The organism is Streptomyces sp. NPDC054783 (assembly GCF_053611725.1).
On the sequence record NZ_JBSHAY010000002.1, the window covers coordinates 447185 to 464760 of the forward strand.

Consider the following 17576-nt stretch of genomic DNA (forward strand, 5'->3'; position numbering starts at 1 on the left):
TCACACCTGTCCCAGGGAGTTTCCAGGGACTTTCCGCAGCGTAAGCAGGGAAGGCCCCGACAGCGCCGAAAGACACGAACGCGCTGGTCAGGGCCCTCCCCCTCAGCACTCGATGATGTTCACCGCGAGCCCGCCCCGGGCCGTCTCCTTGTACTTCACGCTCATGTCCGCGCCGGTGTCCTTCATGGTCTTGATGACCTTGTCCAGGGACACCTTGTGGGAGCCGTCGCCGCGCATGGCCATCTTCGCCGCGGTGACCGCCTTGACCGCGGCCATGCCGTTGCGCTCGATGCACGGGATCTGGACCAGGCCGCCGACCGGGTCGCAGGTCAGGCCCAGGTTGTGCTCCATCCCGATCTCGGCGGCGTTCTCGACCTGCTCCGGGGAGCCGCCGAGGACCTCGGCAAGGGCGCCCGCGGCCATCGAGCAGGCGGAGCCGACCTCGCCCTGGCAGCCGACCTCGGCGCCGGAGATGGAGGCGTTCTCCTTGAAGAGCATGCCGATCGCGCCCGCGGCCAGCAGGAAGCGCACCACGCCGTCCTCGTCGGCGCCCGGCACGAAGTTCATGTAGTAGTGCAGAACCGCCGGGATGATGCCGGCCGCGCCGTTCGTGGGCGCGGTGACGACCCGGCCGCCCGCCGCGTTCTCCTCGTTCACGGCCATGGCGTAGAGCGTGATCCACTCCATGGCGTGGGCCGGTGCATCGCCCTCGGCGCGCAGCTGGCGGGCGGAGACGGACGCGCGGCGGCGCACCTTCAGGCCGCCGGGCAGGATGCCCTCGCGGGACATGCCGCGCTGGACGCACTCGCACATCACCCGCCAGATCTCCAGCAGGCCCGCGCGGATCTCCTCCTCGGTGCGCCAGGCCCGCTCGTTCTCCAGCATCAGCGAGGAGATCGACAGGCCGGTCTCCTTCGTCAGCCGCAGGAGCTCGTCGCCGGTGCGGAAGGAGTACTTCAGGACCGTGTCGTCCAGCTTGATCCGGTCCGCGCCGACCGCGTCCTCGTCCACGACGAAACCGCCGCCGACCGAGTAGTACGTCTTCGACAGCAGCTCCGCGCCGGAGGCGTCGTACGCCCACAGCGTCATGCCGTTGGCGTGGTACGGCAGGGCCTTGCGGCGGTGCAGCACGAGATCCTTGTCGAAGTCGAAGGCGATCTCGTGTTCGCCCAGGAGACCTATCCGGCCCTCGGCCTTGATCGCCTCCACGCGCGCGTCCGCCGTCTCCACGTCCACCGTGCGCGGCGAGTCGCCGGTCAGGCCGAGCAGGACGGCCTTCGGGGTGCCGTGGCCGTGCCCGGTCGCGCCCAGGGAGCCGTACAGCTCCGTCCGGACGGTCGCTGCCTTTTCCAGCAGCCCTTCGTTGCGCAGGCGGCGGGCGAACATCCGCGCCGCGCGCATCGGGCCGACCGTGTGGGAGCTGGACGGGCCGATGCCGATCGAGAACAGGTCGAAGACCGAGATGGCCACGGTCACTCCTCAAGACAGCAAAAACAGGGGGGTGGTGGGGCGCCCGCCAGGACCTTCCGGCACTGTCCTCACGAGTGCCCCACCGGGGATCTACTTGTCCGGGCCTACTTGTTCAGGCCCGGGTACAGCGGGTGCTTGTCGGCGAGCGCCGTCACGCGCGCCTTGAGCGCCTCCGCGTCGTAGGACGGCTTCAGCGCCTCGGCGATCACGTCCGCGACCTCGGCGAAGTCCTCGGCGGTGAAGCCGCGGGTCGCGAGGGCGGGCGTACCGATCCGCAGGCCCGACGTCACCATCGGGGGACGCGGGTCGTTCGGGACCGCGTTGCGGTTGACCGTGATGCCGACCTCGTGGAGGCGGTCCTCGGCCTGCTGGCCGTCCAGCTCGGACTCGCGCAGGTCGACGAGGATCAGATGCACGTCCGTACCGCCGGACAGGACGTTCACGCCGGCCTCGCGCGCGTCCGCCGCCGTCAGGCGCTCGGCGAGGATGCGGGCACCCTCCACGGTACGACGCTGGCGCTCCTTGAACTCCTCCGAGGCCGCGACCTTGAAGGAGACCGCCTTCGCCGCGATCACGTGCTCCAGGGGACCGCCCTGGAAGCCCGGGAAGACGGACGAGTTCAGCTTCTTCGCGAAGTCCTTGCTGCGCGCGAGGATGATGCCGCCGCGCGGACCGCCCAGCGTCTTGTGCGTGGTGGAGGTGACCACGTCGGCGTAGGGCACCGGGTTGGCGTGCAGACCGGCCGCGACCAGGCCCGCGAAGTGCGCCATGTCGACCCACAGGTAGGCCTCGACCTCGTCGGCGATCCGGCGGAAGGCGGCGAAGTCCAGCTCGCGCGGGTACGCCGACCAGCCCGCGATGATCACCTTCGGGCGGTGCTCCTTGGCGAGGCGCTCGACCTCGGCCATGTCGACCAGGCCGGTCCCGGCGTCCACGTGGTAGGCGACCACGTTGAACTGCTTGCCGGAGAAGTTCAGGCGCATGCCGTGGGTCAGGTGGCCGCCGTGCGCGAGGTCCAGACCGAGGATGGTGTCCCCGGGCTGGGCGAGGGCGAACAGGGCCGCCTGGTTGGCGGAGGCGCCGGAGTGGGGCTGGACGTTGGCGTACTCGGCGCCGAACAGCTCCTTGATCCGGTCGATGGCGATCTGCTCGGCGACGTCGACGTGCTCGCAGCCGCCGTAGTAGCGGCGGCCCGGGTAGCCCTCGGCGTACTTGTTGGTGAGGACGGAACCCTGCGCCTCCATCACCGCGAGCGGCGCGAAGTTCTCGGAGGCGATCATCTCCAGCGTGGACTGCTGGCGGCCGAGCTCGGCGTCGACCGCGGCGGCGATCTCCGGGTCCAGTTCGTGCAGGGACGTGTTCAGGACGGTCATACGGCTACGACTCCTCAGCCGGCGTTCTGGGCGGTGTACTCGTCGGCGGAGAGCAGGTCGGCCGGCTCCTCCGCGACGCGCACCTTGAACAGCCAGCCGCCCTCGAAGGGGGCCGAGTTGACCAGCGACGGGTCGTTGACGACGTCCTCGTTGATCTCGGTGACCTCACCGGTGACCGGCGAGTACAGGTCGGAGACCGACTTGGTGGACTCCAGCTCGCCGCAGGTCTCGCCCGCGGTCACCGTGGAGCCGACCTCGGGGAGCTGGGCGTAGACGACGTCGCCGAGCGCGTTGGCCGCGAACTCGGTGATGCCGACCGTCGACACGCCGTCCTCGGCGGCCGACAGCCACTCGTGCTCCTTGCTGTAGCGCAGCTGCTGGGGGTTGCTCATGGCCTGAATTCTCCTGTACGCGCGGGAGTGCTGTTGAAGGGGGGACTGCTGAGATCGCTGGTGAACAGCGGAACGTGCGCGGCGTCACACGGTGACCGCGTCCAGTGTCTACTTCTGGCGCTTGTAGAACGGCAGAGCCACGACCTCGTACGGCTCGTGACTGCCCCGGATGTCCACGCCGACGCCCTCGGTGCCCGGCGCCGCGTGCGCCGCGTCGACGTAGGCCATGGCGATCGGCTTGCCCAGGGTGGGGGAGGGGGCGCCGGAGGTGACCTCGCCGATCACCTCGCCGCCGGCGACGACGGCGTACCCGGCGCGCGGCACCCGGCGGCCCTCGGCGACCAGGCCGACCAGGACCCGCGGCGGGTTCTGCTCGGCTCGGGCGGCGGCCTCGGTGAGCGCCTGGCGCCCCACGAAGTCGCCCTCCTTCTCGAACTTCACCACCCGGCCGAGCCCGGCGTCGAAGGGGGTGAGCGAGGTGGTCAGCTCATGCCCGTACAGCGGCATGCCCGCCTCCAGGCGCAGGGTGTCCCGGCAGGACAGGCCGCAGGGGACCAGGCCGACGCCCTCGCCGGCCTTGGTCAGCGCCTGCCACAGCTCGACCGCGTGCTCGGGCCGCACGAACAGCTCGAAGCCGTCCTCGCCGGTGTATCCGGTGCGGGCGATCAGGGCCGGGACGCCGGCGACCGTGCCGGGCAGGCCGGCGTAGTACTTCAGGCCGTCGAGGTCGGCGTCGGTGAGGGACTTCAGGATGCCGGGGGACTCCGGGCCCTGGACGGCGATCAGCGCGTACGCGTCCCGGTCGTCGCGCACCTCGGCGTCGAAGCCGGCGGAACGCTCGGCGAGGGCGTCCAGCACCACCTGGGCGTTGGAGGCGTTGGCCACGACCATGTACTCGGTCTCGGCGAGCCGGTAGACGATCAGGTCGTCCAGGATGCCGCCGTCGGCCCGGCAGATCATGGTGTAGCGGGCGCGGCCCACGCCGACGGAGGCGATGTTGCCGACCAGGGCGTGGTTCAGGAACGCGGCCGCCCCGGCGCCGGTGACGGTGATCTCGCCCATGTGGGAGAGGTCGAACAGACCCGCCTTCGTCCGCACGGCGATGTGCTCGTCGCGCTCGGAGCCGTAGCGCAGCGGCATGTCCCAGCCGGCGAAGTCGGTCATCGTCGCACCGAGCGAGCGATGCAGGGCATCGAGCGCGGTGTGGCGCAGCTCGGAGGGTTCGGTACTGCTCATCGGTCGGTCGTCTCCCAGGGAAAGGCAGGACGGGCGAGGAACGTTCCTCCCCATCTGTCATCGGAACCTGAGAGGTTCGCCAGGACCGCCACAGGGACGATCACGGCTTGCACCTTGGGTGGAGCCACTGTCGCAGCGGCCCGCTTTTCAGATGTGCCTCGCCCGCGCGGTAACGGGGCCTGAGAGATTCAAGGGAGGGACTTGCTCCTTCGGCGTCCCAGCGAAGGCTGCTGGGAACTCTCCCGCGCGGATTCAAACGGCCGGTATGCAGTTGGCGGCCACATCATTGCACGCCGCACCCCCGCCCGTCAGGGCCGCATCTGTAACCGAGCTGTGGCAGGACGCGCACGAAACCAGCGGGCCCCGTGCATTACCTTCCCTTTACATTTGCTGGGCATGAATATTGCCAAGCCCATGGGGGAGGACGATCACGGTGAACAGGACCCCGTTGTACGCCACCGTCGCCACCGGCATTGCGGTACCGAGGCAACGCACCGCTGCGGACCAGAGCGTCCGCGACCTGCGCGACCGCACCGGCCGCGGCCCCGGCGCCCTGGCCTTCGGCCCCCGCGACCTGGTCGTGATGGCCGGCCTGCCCGGCAGCGGCAAGTCCACCCTGATGCGCCGCGCGGTCGCCGGCCGCCGCATCGACTCCCAGGACACCCGCGACCGCTTCGCGGCCCGCCTGCCCCGCGCCCTCCCGTACGCCCTCTACCGCCCCCTGGTCCGCCTCGCCCACTACGCCGGCCTGCGCCGCGCCCTGCGCACCGGCGAGGGCGTCGTCGTGCACGACTGCGGCACCCAGCCCTGGGTGCGTGCCTGGCTCGCCCGCGAGGCCCGCCGCCGTGGCGGCACCCTCCATCTGCTCCTGCTCGACGTCACCCCCGAGACCGCGCGAGAGGGCCAGCGCGAGCGCGGCCGGGGCGTCTCCGCCTACGCCTTCCGCCGCCACCGTCGTACGACCGCCCGGCTGCTCGCCGCGGTCGAGCGTGGCGAGCTGCCCGCGGGCTGCGGCGCGGCCGTGCTGCTGGACCGCCCGGCGGCGGACGGCCTGCGGCGGATCACATTCAGGAGGTGAGGCACGGTCACGGTCACCCGATAGCCTTCATGGTCACAGCAGTGGTTCCCAGCAGGCGGTAGGCAGATGGACTTCCCAGCGGACATTCCCGCGGACTTCCCGGCACAGGCGCACCCCCAGCCGCACGGCGGCTGGCCCGGCAACGAACTGGAGGAGGTGCTCTCGGCCTCCCTCGGCATACCCGCCGCGGCCGGCCGGATCATCGAGGTGCTGGGCCGGAGCCTGCTCTGGATCCCGCTGCCCAACGGCGGTGGCCCGGACAGCGTCGCCCTCGACCTGCCCGCGCTGGACATCGAGGGCCAGGCCTACGTCCCGGTGTTCAGCTCCGAGGAGCAGCTGCGCCAGGCGGCCGGCTCCCACATGGCTTACACCATCGCCCCCGCCGTGGAGTTCGCCCGCGGCCTGCCCCCGCAGGTCGGCCTCGCGGTCAACCCCGACGCGCTGGTCGGCATCCCGCTCCCGCCCGCGGCGGTGGCCGAGCTGTGCCGGGCCGGCCGTACCCCGCTGGACGGCCCGAACACCGGCGCCCGGGTCCGCCTCTTCGAGCCCGACTGGCAGGACGACCCGGTCGACTTCCTCTCCGCCGCGTCCGCCGAGTTCGCCGAGACCGGCGTGGTCCTCACCGCCCGCCGCTGCCTGGCCGCCGTAGAGACGGACGACCCGGTGATGTTCGTGGGCGTCGAGCTCTCCCAGTGGGAGGGCGACCTGCGCGCCCTGCCCCTGCAGGCCCTGGGCAGAGCCCTCGGCGAAGTCCCGGTCAAGTGGCCGGTCAACCTGGTCCTCATGGACGTGACGGACGACCCGGTGTCCGAATGGCTGAGGTCGAACGTCCGTCCCTTTTACCAGCACGGCCACTAGAAGCCGACGCAAGGGGCAACCTGAGGGGCGCGGGGCTGTGTCCGATATGCGGCTCCGCCGCGTGGGCGCGAGCAGCCGCACACAACCCGCACCCGTGCACGCACCCAGGGCCCCGGGCCAGTAGGCGCATAAGCTGTCTCCAAACACCGGGGCACAAAAAGAAGGGCACGACAGGTGAGCGCGAGCCACAGCGGCAGCGTCGGCGTGGAACACACGCTGCGCCAGGTCACCCCCGGCCGCTACGACGCCTACGAGGCCCTGCTCCGCGCCCTTGCCACCCCGTCGTCCGGCCAGATCTGGATGCTCCTGTGGCACGGCCAGGCCGGCTCCCCGGACGCCCAGTACGGGAACATGGAGGTCGACGGCTTCCAGTACGCCCCGTGCGTCACCTCCGCCCAGGAACTCTCGGCCAGCGGCTGGAACCGGTCGTACGAGGTCGTCGAGGGACTGGACGTGGCCCGCACCCTCTACCCCGACCACTACGGCCTCTGGCTCAACCCGCACGCCCCCGGCGGCGGCGTCGGCATCCCCTGGCTGGACCTGCGCCGCATCGCCACGGGTCTGGACCGCCAGCCCGCGGGCCCCCTCCGGCTGACCGAGCCCGGCATCGAGATCGCGCAGTTCTACGCCCTCCTCGCGCAGAACGCGCACCGCACCCCGGCCCTGCGCTCCCTGCGGCGCGTCTGGGTGCAGCCGGCGCTCGGCGCGCCGTACCTCGCCATCGGCCTGGACGTGTACGACACCTCCCCGGCCGCGGTCGACTCGGTGCGCGCGATGATGCAGCAGTCCGTCGGCGCGGTCCCGGAGGGCCTGCCGGTGTCGACGGTCGCCATGACCGACGACTACGACCCGGTCGTGATGTGGATGCGGGCCAACGCCCGGCCGTTCTACGACCGCGAAGCCCACGCGGCCCCGCCCCAGCCGCAACTCCAGGCCTCCCCCCAGGCCCCGGCCGCCGGCTACGGCTATCCACCGGTGCACGGCGGCTACTGACCTGGGCATATCGCCCGTAAAGACCTTCGCCGCACCCCTATGTCCCACCCGGCGCCGTCCGGTCGCCGCGATTTCCTGTCCGCATAACAGGAAACGCCAGCTTGCATCACGGTTGCGCATCCATTCCCCGTCAAGGCTGGCGGCTGATCGCGCCAGCGTTGAAGACTCCCCCTTCAAGGGGTTCGCCCCTGTGTACGACGGACTGTTTGATGCCGCTACCAGCGGCTAGTGCGGGCCGGCTACCGCCGGTTGAGAGGGGTCCCAGCCTAATGACGGCACCATTGCACGAGCCGACCGCGGAAGCGGCCCCGGGTGCGGCCGAGGAAGCGGCGGTCGCGGCCACCGACGCGAAGGCCGTCCAGGGCCGGTCCCTGGGACGGATCGCCTGGGAACGCCTCAAGCGGGACAGACTCGCCCTGTCGGGCGGCATAGTCGTGCTTCTCCTCATCGTGATCGCGCTGCTCGCGCCGGTGATCACGAACCTCGTGGGCCAGGACCCGGACCTGTACCACCAGAGCCTGATCGACCCGCTCTTCAGCACGCCCAAGGGATCCCTGGGCGGCATGAGCGGCGACCACCTGCTCGGTGTGGAGCCGGTCAACGGCCGCGACATCTTCGCCCGCATCCTCTACGGCGCCCGGATCTCGCTGCTCGTCGGCTTCCTGTCGGCCGTGGTGGCCGTCGTCCTGGGCACCGTCCTCGGTATCCTGGCGGGCTTCTTCGGCGGCTGGGTCGACTCGCTCATCAGCCGGATCATGGACGGCCTGCTCGCCTTCCCGCAGCTGCTGTTCATCATCGCGCTGGTCTCCGTCATGCCCAACCAGATGCTGGGCCTCACCGGCACGGGCGTGCGTGTGTTCGTGATGATCCTGGTCATCGGCTTCTTCGGCTGGCCGTACATCGGACGTGTCGTGCGCGGCCAGACGCTCTCGCTGCGCGAACGCGAGTACGTCGAGGCGGCCCGCTCTCTCGGCGCCGGGCAGTTCTACATCCTCTTCAAGGAGCTGCTGCCCAACCTCGTGGCGCCCATCATCGTGTACACGACGATGATGATCCCCACCAACATCCTCACCGAGGCGGCCCTCAGCTTCCTGGGCGTGGGCGTCAAGCCGCCCACCTCCTCCTGGGGACAGATGCTCTCGAGCGCGATCGACTACTACGACTCGGACCCCATGTACATGGTGATCCCGGGCGTGGCGATCTTCATCACGGTGCTGGCGTTCAACCTGTTCGGCGACGGCGTGCGAGACGCGCTCGACCCGAAGGCTTCCCGCTGACGTGCCGTACCCCAAGCGTCCCGTGAGCTCTGCCACGGGGTCTCTCATCAAAACCGGAGGATCCGAGATCGTGAACACCCAACGCACCTCAGGGCGGCGCAAGCAGGCCCTCGCCGCTGCCGCAGTGGTCGCCGGTCTGCTGACCACGGCGGCGTGCGGCGGTGGCAATGGCGGAGGCTCGAAGAACGGCGCGGCCGGCTTCAACGCGGCCGTCAACAAGGTCGCCCAGGCCGACCAGGTCAAAAAGGGCGGCACGCTGAAGTTCGTGAGCACGCAGGACGCCGACTCGTGGGACACCACGCGCGGTTACTACGGCTTCATGTGGGACTTCTCCCGCTACTACAGCCGCCAGCTGGTCACCTACAAGACGGCACCGGGTGCCGAGGGCGCCACGCTCACCCCGGACCTCGCCACCGACATGGGCAAGGTCTCGGACGGCGGCAAGACCTACACGTTCACGCTGCGTGACGGCGCTACCTGGGAGGACGGCAAGCCGATCACCTCCCAGGACATCAAGTACGGCATCGAGCGCGTCTGGGCGCAGGACGTCCTGTCCGGCGGTCCGATCTACCTCCAGCAGATGCTCGACCCGAAGAACACCTACAAGGGTCCCTACAAGGACACCTCGAAGGACCACCTGGGCCTGAAGGCGATCTCGACGCCGGACGCCAAGACGGTCGTCTTCCACCTGCCGCAGCCCAACTCGGACTTCCTGCAGGTGCTGGCGATGGTCACGGCCTCCCCGGTCCGCCAGGACATGGACACCAAGTCCAAGTACGGTCTGCACCCGTTCTCCTCGGGCCCGTACAAGTTCCAGTCGTACAGCCCGGGCAAGGGCCTGGTCCTGGTCCGCAACTCCAACTGGAAGGCCTCCTCGGACCCGGTCCGCAAGGCCTACCCGGACAAGATCACCCTGGACATCTCCACCAACCAGGTGAACTCGGACCAGCAGCTGATCAACGGCGACTACGACGTGGACGCCTCCCAGACCGGCCTGGGCCCGCAGGGCCGTCAGATCGCCCTGAAGCAGCACAAGGACAACCTGGACAACCCGGTCTCCGGCTTCATCCGCTACGCGGTCTTCCCGCAGAGCGTCAAGCCGTTCGACAACGAGCACTGCCGCAAGGCCGTGATCTACGCCGCCGACCACGTGTCCCTGCAGACCGCTCGCGGTGGCCCCATCGCCGGTGGTGACATCGGCACCAACATGCTCCCGCCGACCCTCGCCGGTGGAGAGGGCCAGAAGTACGACCCGTACCAGATCTCCGGTGCCAACAAGAACGGCAACGACAACCTGGCCAAGCAGGAGCTGAAGGCCTGCGGCAAGCCGAACGGCTTCTCCACCACCATCGCGGTGCGCAACAACAAGTCGCAGGAAGTGGCCACCGCCGAGTCCCTGCAGGCCGCGCTGAAGAAGGTCGGCATCAACGCCGACATCTACCAGTACGACGGCTCGCAGAGCCCGGGCATCATCGGCTCGCCCTCGAACGTGGCGAAGAAGAAGCTCGGCATCATCATCATGGGCTGGGGTCCGGACTTCCCGACCGTCCAGGGCTACGGCATCCCGCTGTGGAGCAGCCACTACATCCTGCAGAGCGGTAACAACAACTACGCTCTGATCAAGGACAAGACGATCGACGGTCTCTTCGACCAGTACACCACCACGCTGGACGAGTCGAAGAAGACTCAGCTCTCCACGGAGATCAACCACAAGGTCATGGAGGGCGCGTACTACCTGCCCTTCACCTTCGAGAAGCTGCTCAACATCCGCTCCTCGCGTCTGGCCAACGTGTACACGACGAACGCGTACAGCGGTTACTACGACTTCGTCAACCTCGGCCTGAAGTCCACGAAGTAAACCCGGCACACCCGCCGTACGGCACGAAAGGCAGGTGAAGGCCGGCGCGGCGAGCCGCGGGCCCCTCGGACGACCTCCGAAGGGCCCGCGGTCCGCGGCGGGCCGTTAGCTGTGCTCGCTTACCTCATCAGGCGGCTGTTCGCCGCCGCAGTGATGCTGGTCGTCATCATCCTGGTGGTCTTCAGCATCTTCTTCCTCGTCCCCAAGTGGGCGGGCGTGGACATCGCCACGAGCTTCGTGGGCAAGCAGGCAGACCCGCACGCCGTCGAGGCGGTGCGCGAGAAGCTGGGTCTGAGCGACCCGATCTACGCTCAGGTCTGGCACTTCTTCAAGGGCATCTTCGTGGGCCGCACCTACGCGGCCGGCGGTGACGTCACCCACTGCGCCGCGCCGTGCTTCGGCTACTCCTTCCGCAGCGAGCAGGCCGTCTGGCCGGTGCTGACCGACCGCTTCCCGGTGACCCTGGGTCTCGCGCTCGGTGCCGCTGTGCTGTGGCTGGTCTTCGGTGTCGCGGCGGGTGTGCTCTCCGCCCTCAAGCGGGGCAGCCTCTGGGACCGCGGCGCGATGGTCGTCGCCCTCAGCGGTGTCTCTCTGCCGATCTACTTCACGGGTCTGCTCGCCTCGGCGATCTTCGTCTTCGGACTGAAGTGGTTCAACGGCAACTACGTCTCGCTCAGCGACAGCTTCACCGGCTACTTCGGAAGCATGATCCTGCCCTGGATCACCCTCGCCTTCCTCTATGCCGCGATGTACGCCCGGATCACCAGAGCCACGATGCTGGAGATCCTCGGCGAGGACTACATCCGCACCGCCCGCGCCAAGGGCCTGAAGGAGCAGGTCGTCATCGGCAAGCACGCCATGCGCTCGACGATGACCCCGATCCTGACCATGCTCGGCATGGACCTCGGCGCCCTCATCGGCGGCGCGATCCTCACCGAGACCACGTTCAGCATTCCGGGCCTCGGCCAGGCCGTGCTGACCGCCATCAAGAACCAGGACCTGCCCATCATCCTGGGCGTCACCCTGATCACCTCCCTCGCGGTGCTCATCGCCAACCTCGCGGTGGACGTCCTGTACGCCGTGATCGACCCCCGAGTGAGGCTCGCATGACCGAACTCAGCAAGACCGGGGCGGCCGTGGGCGAGCCCACGGACTCCTCGCCCACGCCGACGTCCTTCCTGGAAGTGCGCGACCTGAAGGTGCACTTCCCGACCGACGACGGCCTGGTGAAGTCCGTCGACGGGCTCAGCTTCCAGCTGGAGAAGGGCAAGACCCTCGGCATCGTGGGCGAGTCGGGCTCCGGCAAGTCCGTGACCTCGCTCGGCATCATGGGCCTGCACACCGCCGGTCAGTACGGCAAGCGCAAGGCGCAGATCTCCGGCGAGATCTGGCTGAACGGCACCGAGCTGCTGTCCGCCGACCCCGACCACGTGCGCAAGATGCGTGGTCGCGAGATGGCGATGATCTTCCAGGACCCGCTGTCGGCGCTGCACCCGTACTACACGATCGGTGCGCAGATCGTGGAGGCCTACCGGACCCATCACGACGTCGACAAGAAGACCGCCAAGCGCCGTGCGGTCGAGATGCTCGACCGTGTGGGCATCCCGCAGCCGGACAAGCGGGTCGACAGCTACCCGCACGAGTTCTCCGGCGGTATGCGCCAGCGCGCCATGATCGCCATGTCGCTGGTGAACAACCCCGAGCTGCTGATCGCGGACGAGCCGACCACCGCGCTCGACGTGACGGTCCAGGCGCAGATCCTCGACCTCATCCGGGACCTGCAGAAGGAGTTCGGCTCCGCGGTCATCATCATCACCCACGACCTGGGCGTCGTCGCCGAACTGGCCGACGACATCCTGGTGATGTACGGCGGCCGCTGCGTCGAGCGCGGCCCGGCCGAGAAGGTGTTCTACGAGCCCCGCCACCCCTACACCTGGGGTCTGCTCGGCTCGATGCCGCGCCTGGACCGCGACCAGCAGGAGCGCCTGATCCCGGTCAAGGGATCGCCGCCCTCGCTGATCAACATCCCGTCCGGCTGCGCCTTCAACCCGCGCTGCCCGTACGCGGACATCCCGAAGGACAACCTGACCCGCACGGTCCGCCCGGAGCTGACCGAGGTCGGAAGCAAGCACTGGGCCGCCTGCCACATGTCCCAGGAGCAGCGGGAACGGATCTGGACCGAAGAGATTGCGCCGAAGCTGTGAGTGAGAACGCAGAGGACAAGGCAGTGAGGATCCCTGCACAGAGCGACGGTACGGAAGAGAAGTCCGCCGGTACGGCCACGCTCAACACGGACGCCGCTCCCGGCGAGGTCCTGCTGAAGGTGACGGGGCTGCAGAAGCACTTCCCCATCAAGAAGGGCCTCTTCCAGCGGCAGGTCGGCGCGGTCCGCGCGGTCGACGGGCTCGACTTCGAGGTCCGCTCCGGTGAAACCCTCGGTGTCGTGGGCGAGTCCGGCTGCGGCAAGTCGACGATGGGCCGACTGATCACCCGGCTGCTCGAACCGACCGCCGGCACCATCGAGTTCGAGGGCAAGGACATCACGCACCTCGGCGTGGGCGGTATGCGTCCCATGCGCCGCGACGTGCAGATGATCTTCCAGGACCCGTACTCGTCGCTGAACCCGCGCCACACCATCGGCACGATCGTCGGGGCCCCCTTCCGGCTCCAGGGCGTCGAGCCGGAGGGCGGCATCAAGAAGGAAGTGCAGCGGCTGCTGTCGGTGGTCGGTCTCAACCCCGAGCACTACAACCGCTATCCGCACGAGTTCTCCGGCGGTCAGCGCCAGCGCATCGGCATCGCCCGCGCGCTCGCCCTGAAGCCGAAGCTGGTCGTCGCGGACGAGCCGGTCTCCGCGCTGGACGTGTCGATCCAGGCGCAGGTCGTGAACCTCATGGACGACCTCCAGGAGGAGCTCGGCCTGACGTACGTGATCATCGCGCACGACCTCTCGGTCGTCCGGCACGTCTCGGACCGCATCGCCGTGATGTACCTCGGCAAGATCGTGGAGCTGGCGGACCGGGACTCGCTGTACAGGGCGCCGATGCACCCGTACACCAAGGCGCTGATGTCGGCGGTGCCGATCCCGGACCCGAAGCGGAAGAACGCCAAGAGCGAGCGCATCCTGCTCAAGGGCGACGTGCCCTCGCCGATCTCGCCGCCCTCGGGCTGCCGCTTCCACACCCGGTGCTGGAAGGCCACGGAGATCTGCCGGTCCACCGAGCCGCAGCTGCTGGAGCTGAAGCCCGGTCAGCGGGTCGCCTGCCACCACCCGGAGAACTTCGAGGACCAGGCCCCGCAGGACACGGTTCTGCTGACCGCCGCGAAGGAGGCGGCCGAACTGGTCGCCGACGAGGTCCTCGCCGAGTCGGCGGAGACGTCGGCGGCGGTGGCGGCGGAGCTGGCCGAGGAGGCGGCCGAGCCGACTGCCGAGGAGGCCGCCGAAGCGTCTGCCGAGGAGGCCGGGACCGCGGCGGAGTCTGCCGAGGAGCCCTCCGCGGAGACCACCGAGGAGACCTCTGAAGCCTCCACCGAGGCCTCCGAGACCGAGTCCCAGGAGTCAACCGACAAGTAGCACATGACAACTGGGCAAAGTCATGTACATGCCTGAACGGGAGAGCGCACAGTCGTTCGTGTCCGACCACTGATCGGCACACGCTCGAAAGGGACGACTGATGGCACTCTCCCGTTCGGCACGCCTGGGGACTCTCGCGACCGCGGCGGTCTCCTTCCTCGTCATCGCCGCCGCGCCCGCCCCCACCGCCGGCGCCCCCGGCATCGAGGACCCCTACTTCCCGAACCTCGGCAACGGCGGCTTCGACGCCCTCCACTACGACCTCGACGTCGCCTACGCCCCCGACGCCGGCCGCCTGGACGGCCGGACGACCCTCACCGCGCGCGCCACCCAGAACCTCTCCTCCTTCGACCTGGATCTGCAGCAGCTGGACGTCAGCCGCGTCGAAGTCGACGGCAGACGCGCCGAGTTCACGCGCACCGGGGACGAACTCGTCATCACCCCGCGCCACAGCCTCGCCCGGGGCCGCACCTTCCGGGTGTCCGTCACCTACGGCGGCACACCCCAGCCCCTCGGCGGCCCCATCGTGTTCGGCTCCAAGTACGGCTGGATGAAGACGGCCGACGGGGTCTTCGTGGCCTGCGAACCCAACGCCGCCTCCACCTGGTTCCCGTCCAGCGACCACCCCGCCGACAAGGCCACCTACGACATCCGGATCAAGGCGCCGAAGGGCCTGACCGGCGTCTCCAACGGCCGGCTGGTGTCGACGTACGACAAGGGCGGCTCGACCTACACCCACTGGCGCGAGTCGAGGCCGATGGCGACCTACCTCGCGACCGCCACCATCGGGAAGTTCGACGTCCGCACCGGGCGCACCCCCGGCGGCATCCCGGTCTACGTCGCGATCGACCCGGTGCTGAAGAACAGCAACAACGTCGACGTGTACGCCGTCACCGCCGCCGCCACCGACTACTGGTCGAAGGTCTTCGGGCCGTACCCGTTCGAGGAGACCGGCGCGATCGTGGACGACATGCCCGAGGCCGGGTTCTCGCTGGAGGTGCAGAGCAAGCCCGCCTACTCGGCCGTGCGCAACGAGACGACCATCGTGCACGAACTGGCCCACCAGTGGTTCGGCGACTCGGTGAGCGTGGCCCAGTGGAAGGACATCTGGCTCAACGAGGGCTTCGCCACCTACGCCCAGTGGCTGTGGGCGGAGCACCAGGGGACCAGGTCGGCGCACGACTCCTTCCGTGCCGCCTACGACGCCCGCCCCGCCGACTCGTCGTTCTGGCAGACCGAGGTCGCCGACCCGCAGCGCGACACGATGTTCGCCTCAGCCGTCTACCAGCGCGGCGCGATGACGCTCCAGATGCTCCGGGAGCGGATCGGCGACCGGGCCTTCTTCCGGCTGCTGCCCGCCTGGACCAGGCTCCACCGGTACGGCAACGCGGACACCGCCGACTTCGTCCGCCTCGCCGAGCGCGTCAGCGGGCAGCAGTTGGACGATCTCTTCCGGACCTGGCTGTTCACCACAGGGAAACCCGCCCTCTGACCTGGCTTTGTAAGGTTCACCCCCTTCGGCAGGTGAGAATGTAGGGGTGCAGCTCCAGCAAATCTTCAGTCCCTCCGTCCAGCACACGCTCGATGTCATCGGCATCTTCGTGTTCGCGATCTCCGGCGCGCTGCTGGCCGTCCGGAAGAACTTCGACATCTTCGGCATCGCCGTGCTCGCCGAGGTCACCGCGCTGGGCGGGGGACTGTTCCGCGACGTGGTCATCGGGGCCGTACCCCCGGCCGCCTTCACCGACCTCGGGTACTTCCTGACCCCGCTGCTCGCCGCGCTCGTGGTCTTCTTCCTGCACCCGCACGTGGAACGCATCCAGGCGGCGGTGCTGGTCTTCGACGCGGCCGGCCTCGGTCTGTTCTGCGTCAGCGGTACGACGAAGGCGTACAGCTACGGCCTCAACCTGACCGCGTCGGCGACCCTGGGCCTCGCCACCGCGGTCGGCGGCGGCGTACTGCGGGACGTGCTGGCCAACGAGGTGCCCTCACTGCTGCGCTGGGACCGCGATCTGTACGCGGTCCCAGCGATCGTCGGCGCCACGATGGTGGTGCTGTGCATCCACTACGACGTCCTGAGCCCCCTCACCAGTGGGCTCGCGGTCGTCACCGCCTTTGTGCTGCGCCTGCTCGCGATGCGGTTCCACTGGCGAGCTCCGCGTGCGTGGAACCGCCGGTCAACGGTGACTGAGGACTAGTCCCGGTGGTTCCGGCTCCGGTGGTTCCCGTGCTGCCGGCGGCGGTCCCGGTGGCGCCGGCGGCCCCGGTAAGAGAACCAGTGGTTCCGGTAAGAGACCGGTCATGGCCCCGGGCGTGGTTCTGGCCCATCTCGAGGGTGAGCCAGCGGAACACCGTGGCGACCTGGGGCCGCCACAGCGCCATGTTGTGACCGCCCGCACTGCGCGGGAGGAACACCACATGCACGGTCGTGGGTGCCTTGGCGATGGCCTCGAGCGCCACGCCCGCCTGATAGCCGTCGCCGGACTCGCCGGAGATGTACAGCGCGATCGGGGGCGGCACCGCGGCCTTCTTCAGCAGCAGGTAGGGGTTGTTCTCGTTGCGCACGGTGGGGTTCTGCGAGGCGAGGGAGTTGCGCTCGCCGATCGGGTCGTTGTAGCCGGACAGGCTCACGGCGGCCCGGTAACGGTCCGGGTGGGCCACGGCCAGCTTGACCGCGCAGTGCGCGCCAGCCGAGTACCCGGCCACGGCCCAGCCCTGCGGCGCCGGCTCGGCCCGGAAGTTGTCCATGACCATCTTCGGCACGTCGATACTGAGCCACGTGTCCGCGTTGACCTGACCGGGGATGTTCGCGCAGCCGGTGTCGACGCCGGCCAGCAGGTTGGTGCGCGGGGCGACCAGGATGAAGGGCGCCACCTGGCCGCTCTTCATCAGCGGCAGCAACTGCTCGTGCGCCTTCATGGAGCCGAACCACGCCTTCGCCGACCCGGGATAGCCCGGCAGCACCTCGACCACCGGGAACTTCTTGTTGCGGTAGGCCGGGTCGTTGTACTGCGGCGGCAGCCAGACGTAGACCTCGGCGTTCACCCCGGAGACCCGGCCCTTGAGCTGGGTGACCCGCACCCCGCCGGCCGCGTGCATACCGGGCCCCTCGGCCGCCGTGAAGGTCTGCTTGACCTTGGGCAACCGTTTCACCGCTATGCCGCCGGTACCGTCGCGGCCCAGGTCCTGGGCCTGCTGGACGTGGTTGCCGGTGCCGAGCAGGTCGGCCCAGTTGTCGTACAGGTTGTTCTGGTTGTTGACCAGGACGAAGATCAGCGTGACGGCGGTGCCCTGGGCGAACAGCAGCATCAGCAGCCTGGCCGAGGTACGCAGGGGCTTGGGCCCGCGCACCCGTGACCACAGGACGAGTGGCAGTATCAGTGCGACCACGGCCAGCACGATGGTCGTGTAGAGGAACGGAGTCCCGGTGAGGCTCATGTCCCCATAGAGGGGAAACAGGGGCCTGA

At 69.2% G+C, this 17576-nt stretch carries 15 protein-coding genes and 2 riboswitches; of the genes, 10 read left to right on the top strand and 5 right to left on the bottom strand.

Annotated elements, in window-relative coordinates; genetic code table 11:
* Positions 1–102: 102 nt before the first annotated feature.
* The 4 genes from ACWGJ5_RS06270 to gcvT form a co-directional block, all read right to left on the bottom strand.
* Complete coding sequence (locus tag ACWGJ5_RS06270) at positions 103–1470, bottom strand: L-serine ammonia-lyase (RefSeq protein WP_453308608.1); 1368 nt, start codon at positions 1468–1470, stop codon at positions 103–105.
* 104 nt (positions 1471–1574) lie between these two features.
* Positions 1575–2843, bottom strand: coding sequence for a serine hydroxymethyltransferase (gene glyA / locus ACWGJ5_RS06275; protein ID WP_453308609.1), 1269 nt, complete (start codon positions 2841–2843; stop codon positions 1575–1577).
* A 14-nt stretch (positions 2844–2857) separates the two neighbouring features.
* On the bottom strand, positions 2858–3235 hold the full coding sequence (gene gcvH, locus ACWGJ5_RS06280) for a glycine cleavage system protein GcvH (RefSeq protein ID WP_228625406.1): 378 nt from the start codon (positions 3233–3235) through the stop codon (positions 2858–2860).
* 108 nt (positions 3236–3343) lie between these two features.
* The gene (gene gcvT, locus ACWGJ5_RS06285; protein WP_453308610.1) at positions 3344–4471 is read right to left on the bottom strand and encodes a glycine cleavage system aminomethyltransferase GcvT; all 1128 of its coding nucleotides are present in this window, start codon (positions 4469–4471) and stop codon (positions 3344–3346) included.
* A gap of 44 nt (positions 4472–4515) precedes the next feature.
* Positions 4516–4628, bottom strand: a riboswitch (glycine riboswitch).
* Positions 4629–4726, bottom strand: a riboswitch (glycine riboswitch).
* 178 nt (positions 4727–4904) lie between these two features.
* Between gcvT and ACWGJ5_RS06290 the strand changes: the two genes are divergently transcribed.
* The 10 genes from ACWGJ5_RS06290 (at position 4905) to ACWGJ5_RS06335 (ending at position 16307) form a co-directional block, all read left to right on the top strand.
* Positions 4905–5549, top strand: coding sequence for an AAA family ATPase (locus ACWGJ5_RS06290; RefSeq protein WP_453308611.1), 645 nt, complete (start codon positions 4905–4907; stop codon positions 5547–5549).
* 66 nt (positions 5550–5615) lie between these two features.
* A complete protein-coding gene (locus ACWGJ5_RS06295) occupies positions 5616–6407 on the top strand; it encodes an enhanced serine sensitivity protein SseB (RefSeq protein WP_453308612.1) in 792 nt (263 codons plus the stop codon).
* Positions 6408–6581: 174 nt separating this feature from the next.
* Complete coding sequence (locus tag ACWGJ5_RS06300; protein WP_453308613.1) at positions 6582–7400, top strand: enhanced serine sensitivity protein SseB C-terminal domain-containing protein; 819 nt, start codon at positions 6582–6584, stop codon at positions 7398–7400.
* Positions 7401–7669: 269 nt separating this feature from the next.
* Positions 7670–8677, top strand: coding sequence for an ABC transporter permease (locus ACWGJ5_RS06305; protein ID WP_453308614.1), 1008 nt, complete (start codon positions 7670–7672; stop codon positions 8675–8677).
* Positions 8678–8747: 70 nt separating this feature from the next.
* Complete coding sequence (locus ACWGJ5_RS06310) at positions 8748–10535, top strand: ABC transporter substrate-binding protein (protein WP_453308615.1); 1788 nt, start codon at positions 8748–8750, stop codon at positions 10533–10535.
* 111 nt (positions 10536–10646) lie between these two features.
* Entirely contained in the window at positions 10647–11645 is a 999-nt protein-coding gene (locus ACWGJ5_RS06315) for an ABC transporter permease (protein WP_453308616.1), read from the top strand.
* Positions 11642–12739: an ABC transporter ATP-binding protein gene (locus ACWGJ5_RS06320; protein WP_453308617.1), complete on the top strand. Its 1098-nt coding sequence runs from the start codon at positions 11642–11644 to the stop codon at positions 12737–12739. The genes ACWGJ5_RS06315 and ACWGJ5_RS06320 overlap by 4 nt, the downstream gene beginning before the upstream one ends.
* Positions 12740–12762: 23 nt before the next feature.
* Positions 12763–14109, top strand: a complete 1347-nt coding sequence (locus tag ACWGJ5_RS06325; RefSeq protein WP_453308618.1) for an ABC transporter ATP-binding protein — start codon at positions 12763–12765, stop codon at positions 14107–14109.
* A gap of 100 nt (positions 14110–14209) precedes the next feature.
* Complete coding sequence (locus tag ACWGJ5_RS06330) at positions 14210–15601, top strand: M1 family metallopeptidase (RefSeq protein WP_453308619.1); 1392 nt, start codon at positions 14210–14212, stop codon at positions 15599–15601.
* A gap of 46 nt (positions 15602–15647) precedes the next feature.
* On the top strand, positions 15648–16307 hold the full coding sequence (locus ACWGJ5_RS06335) for a trimeric intracellular cation channel family protein (protein ID WP_228625384.1): 660 nt from the start codon (positions 15648–15650) through the stop codon (positions 16305–16307).
* Here ACWGJ5_RS06335 and ACWGJ5_RS06340 read toward each other — a convergent pair.
* Entirely contained in the window at positions 16216–17547 is a 1332-nt protein-coding gene (locus tag ACWGJ5_RS06340; protein WP_453308620.1) for an alpha/beta hydrolase, read from the bottom strand. The genes ACWGJ5_RS06335 and ACWGJ5_RS06340 overlap by 92 nt on opposite strands.
* Positions 17548–17576 lie beyond the last annotated feature (29 nt).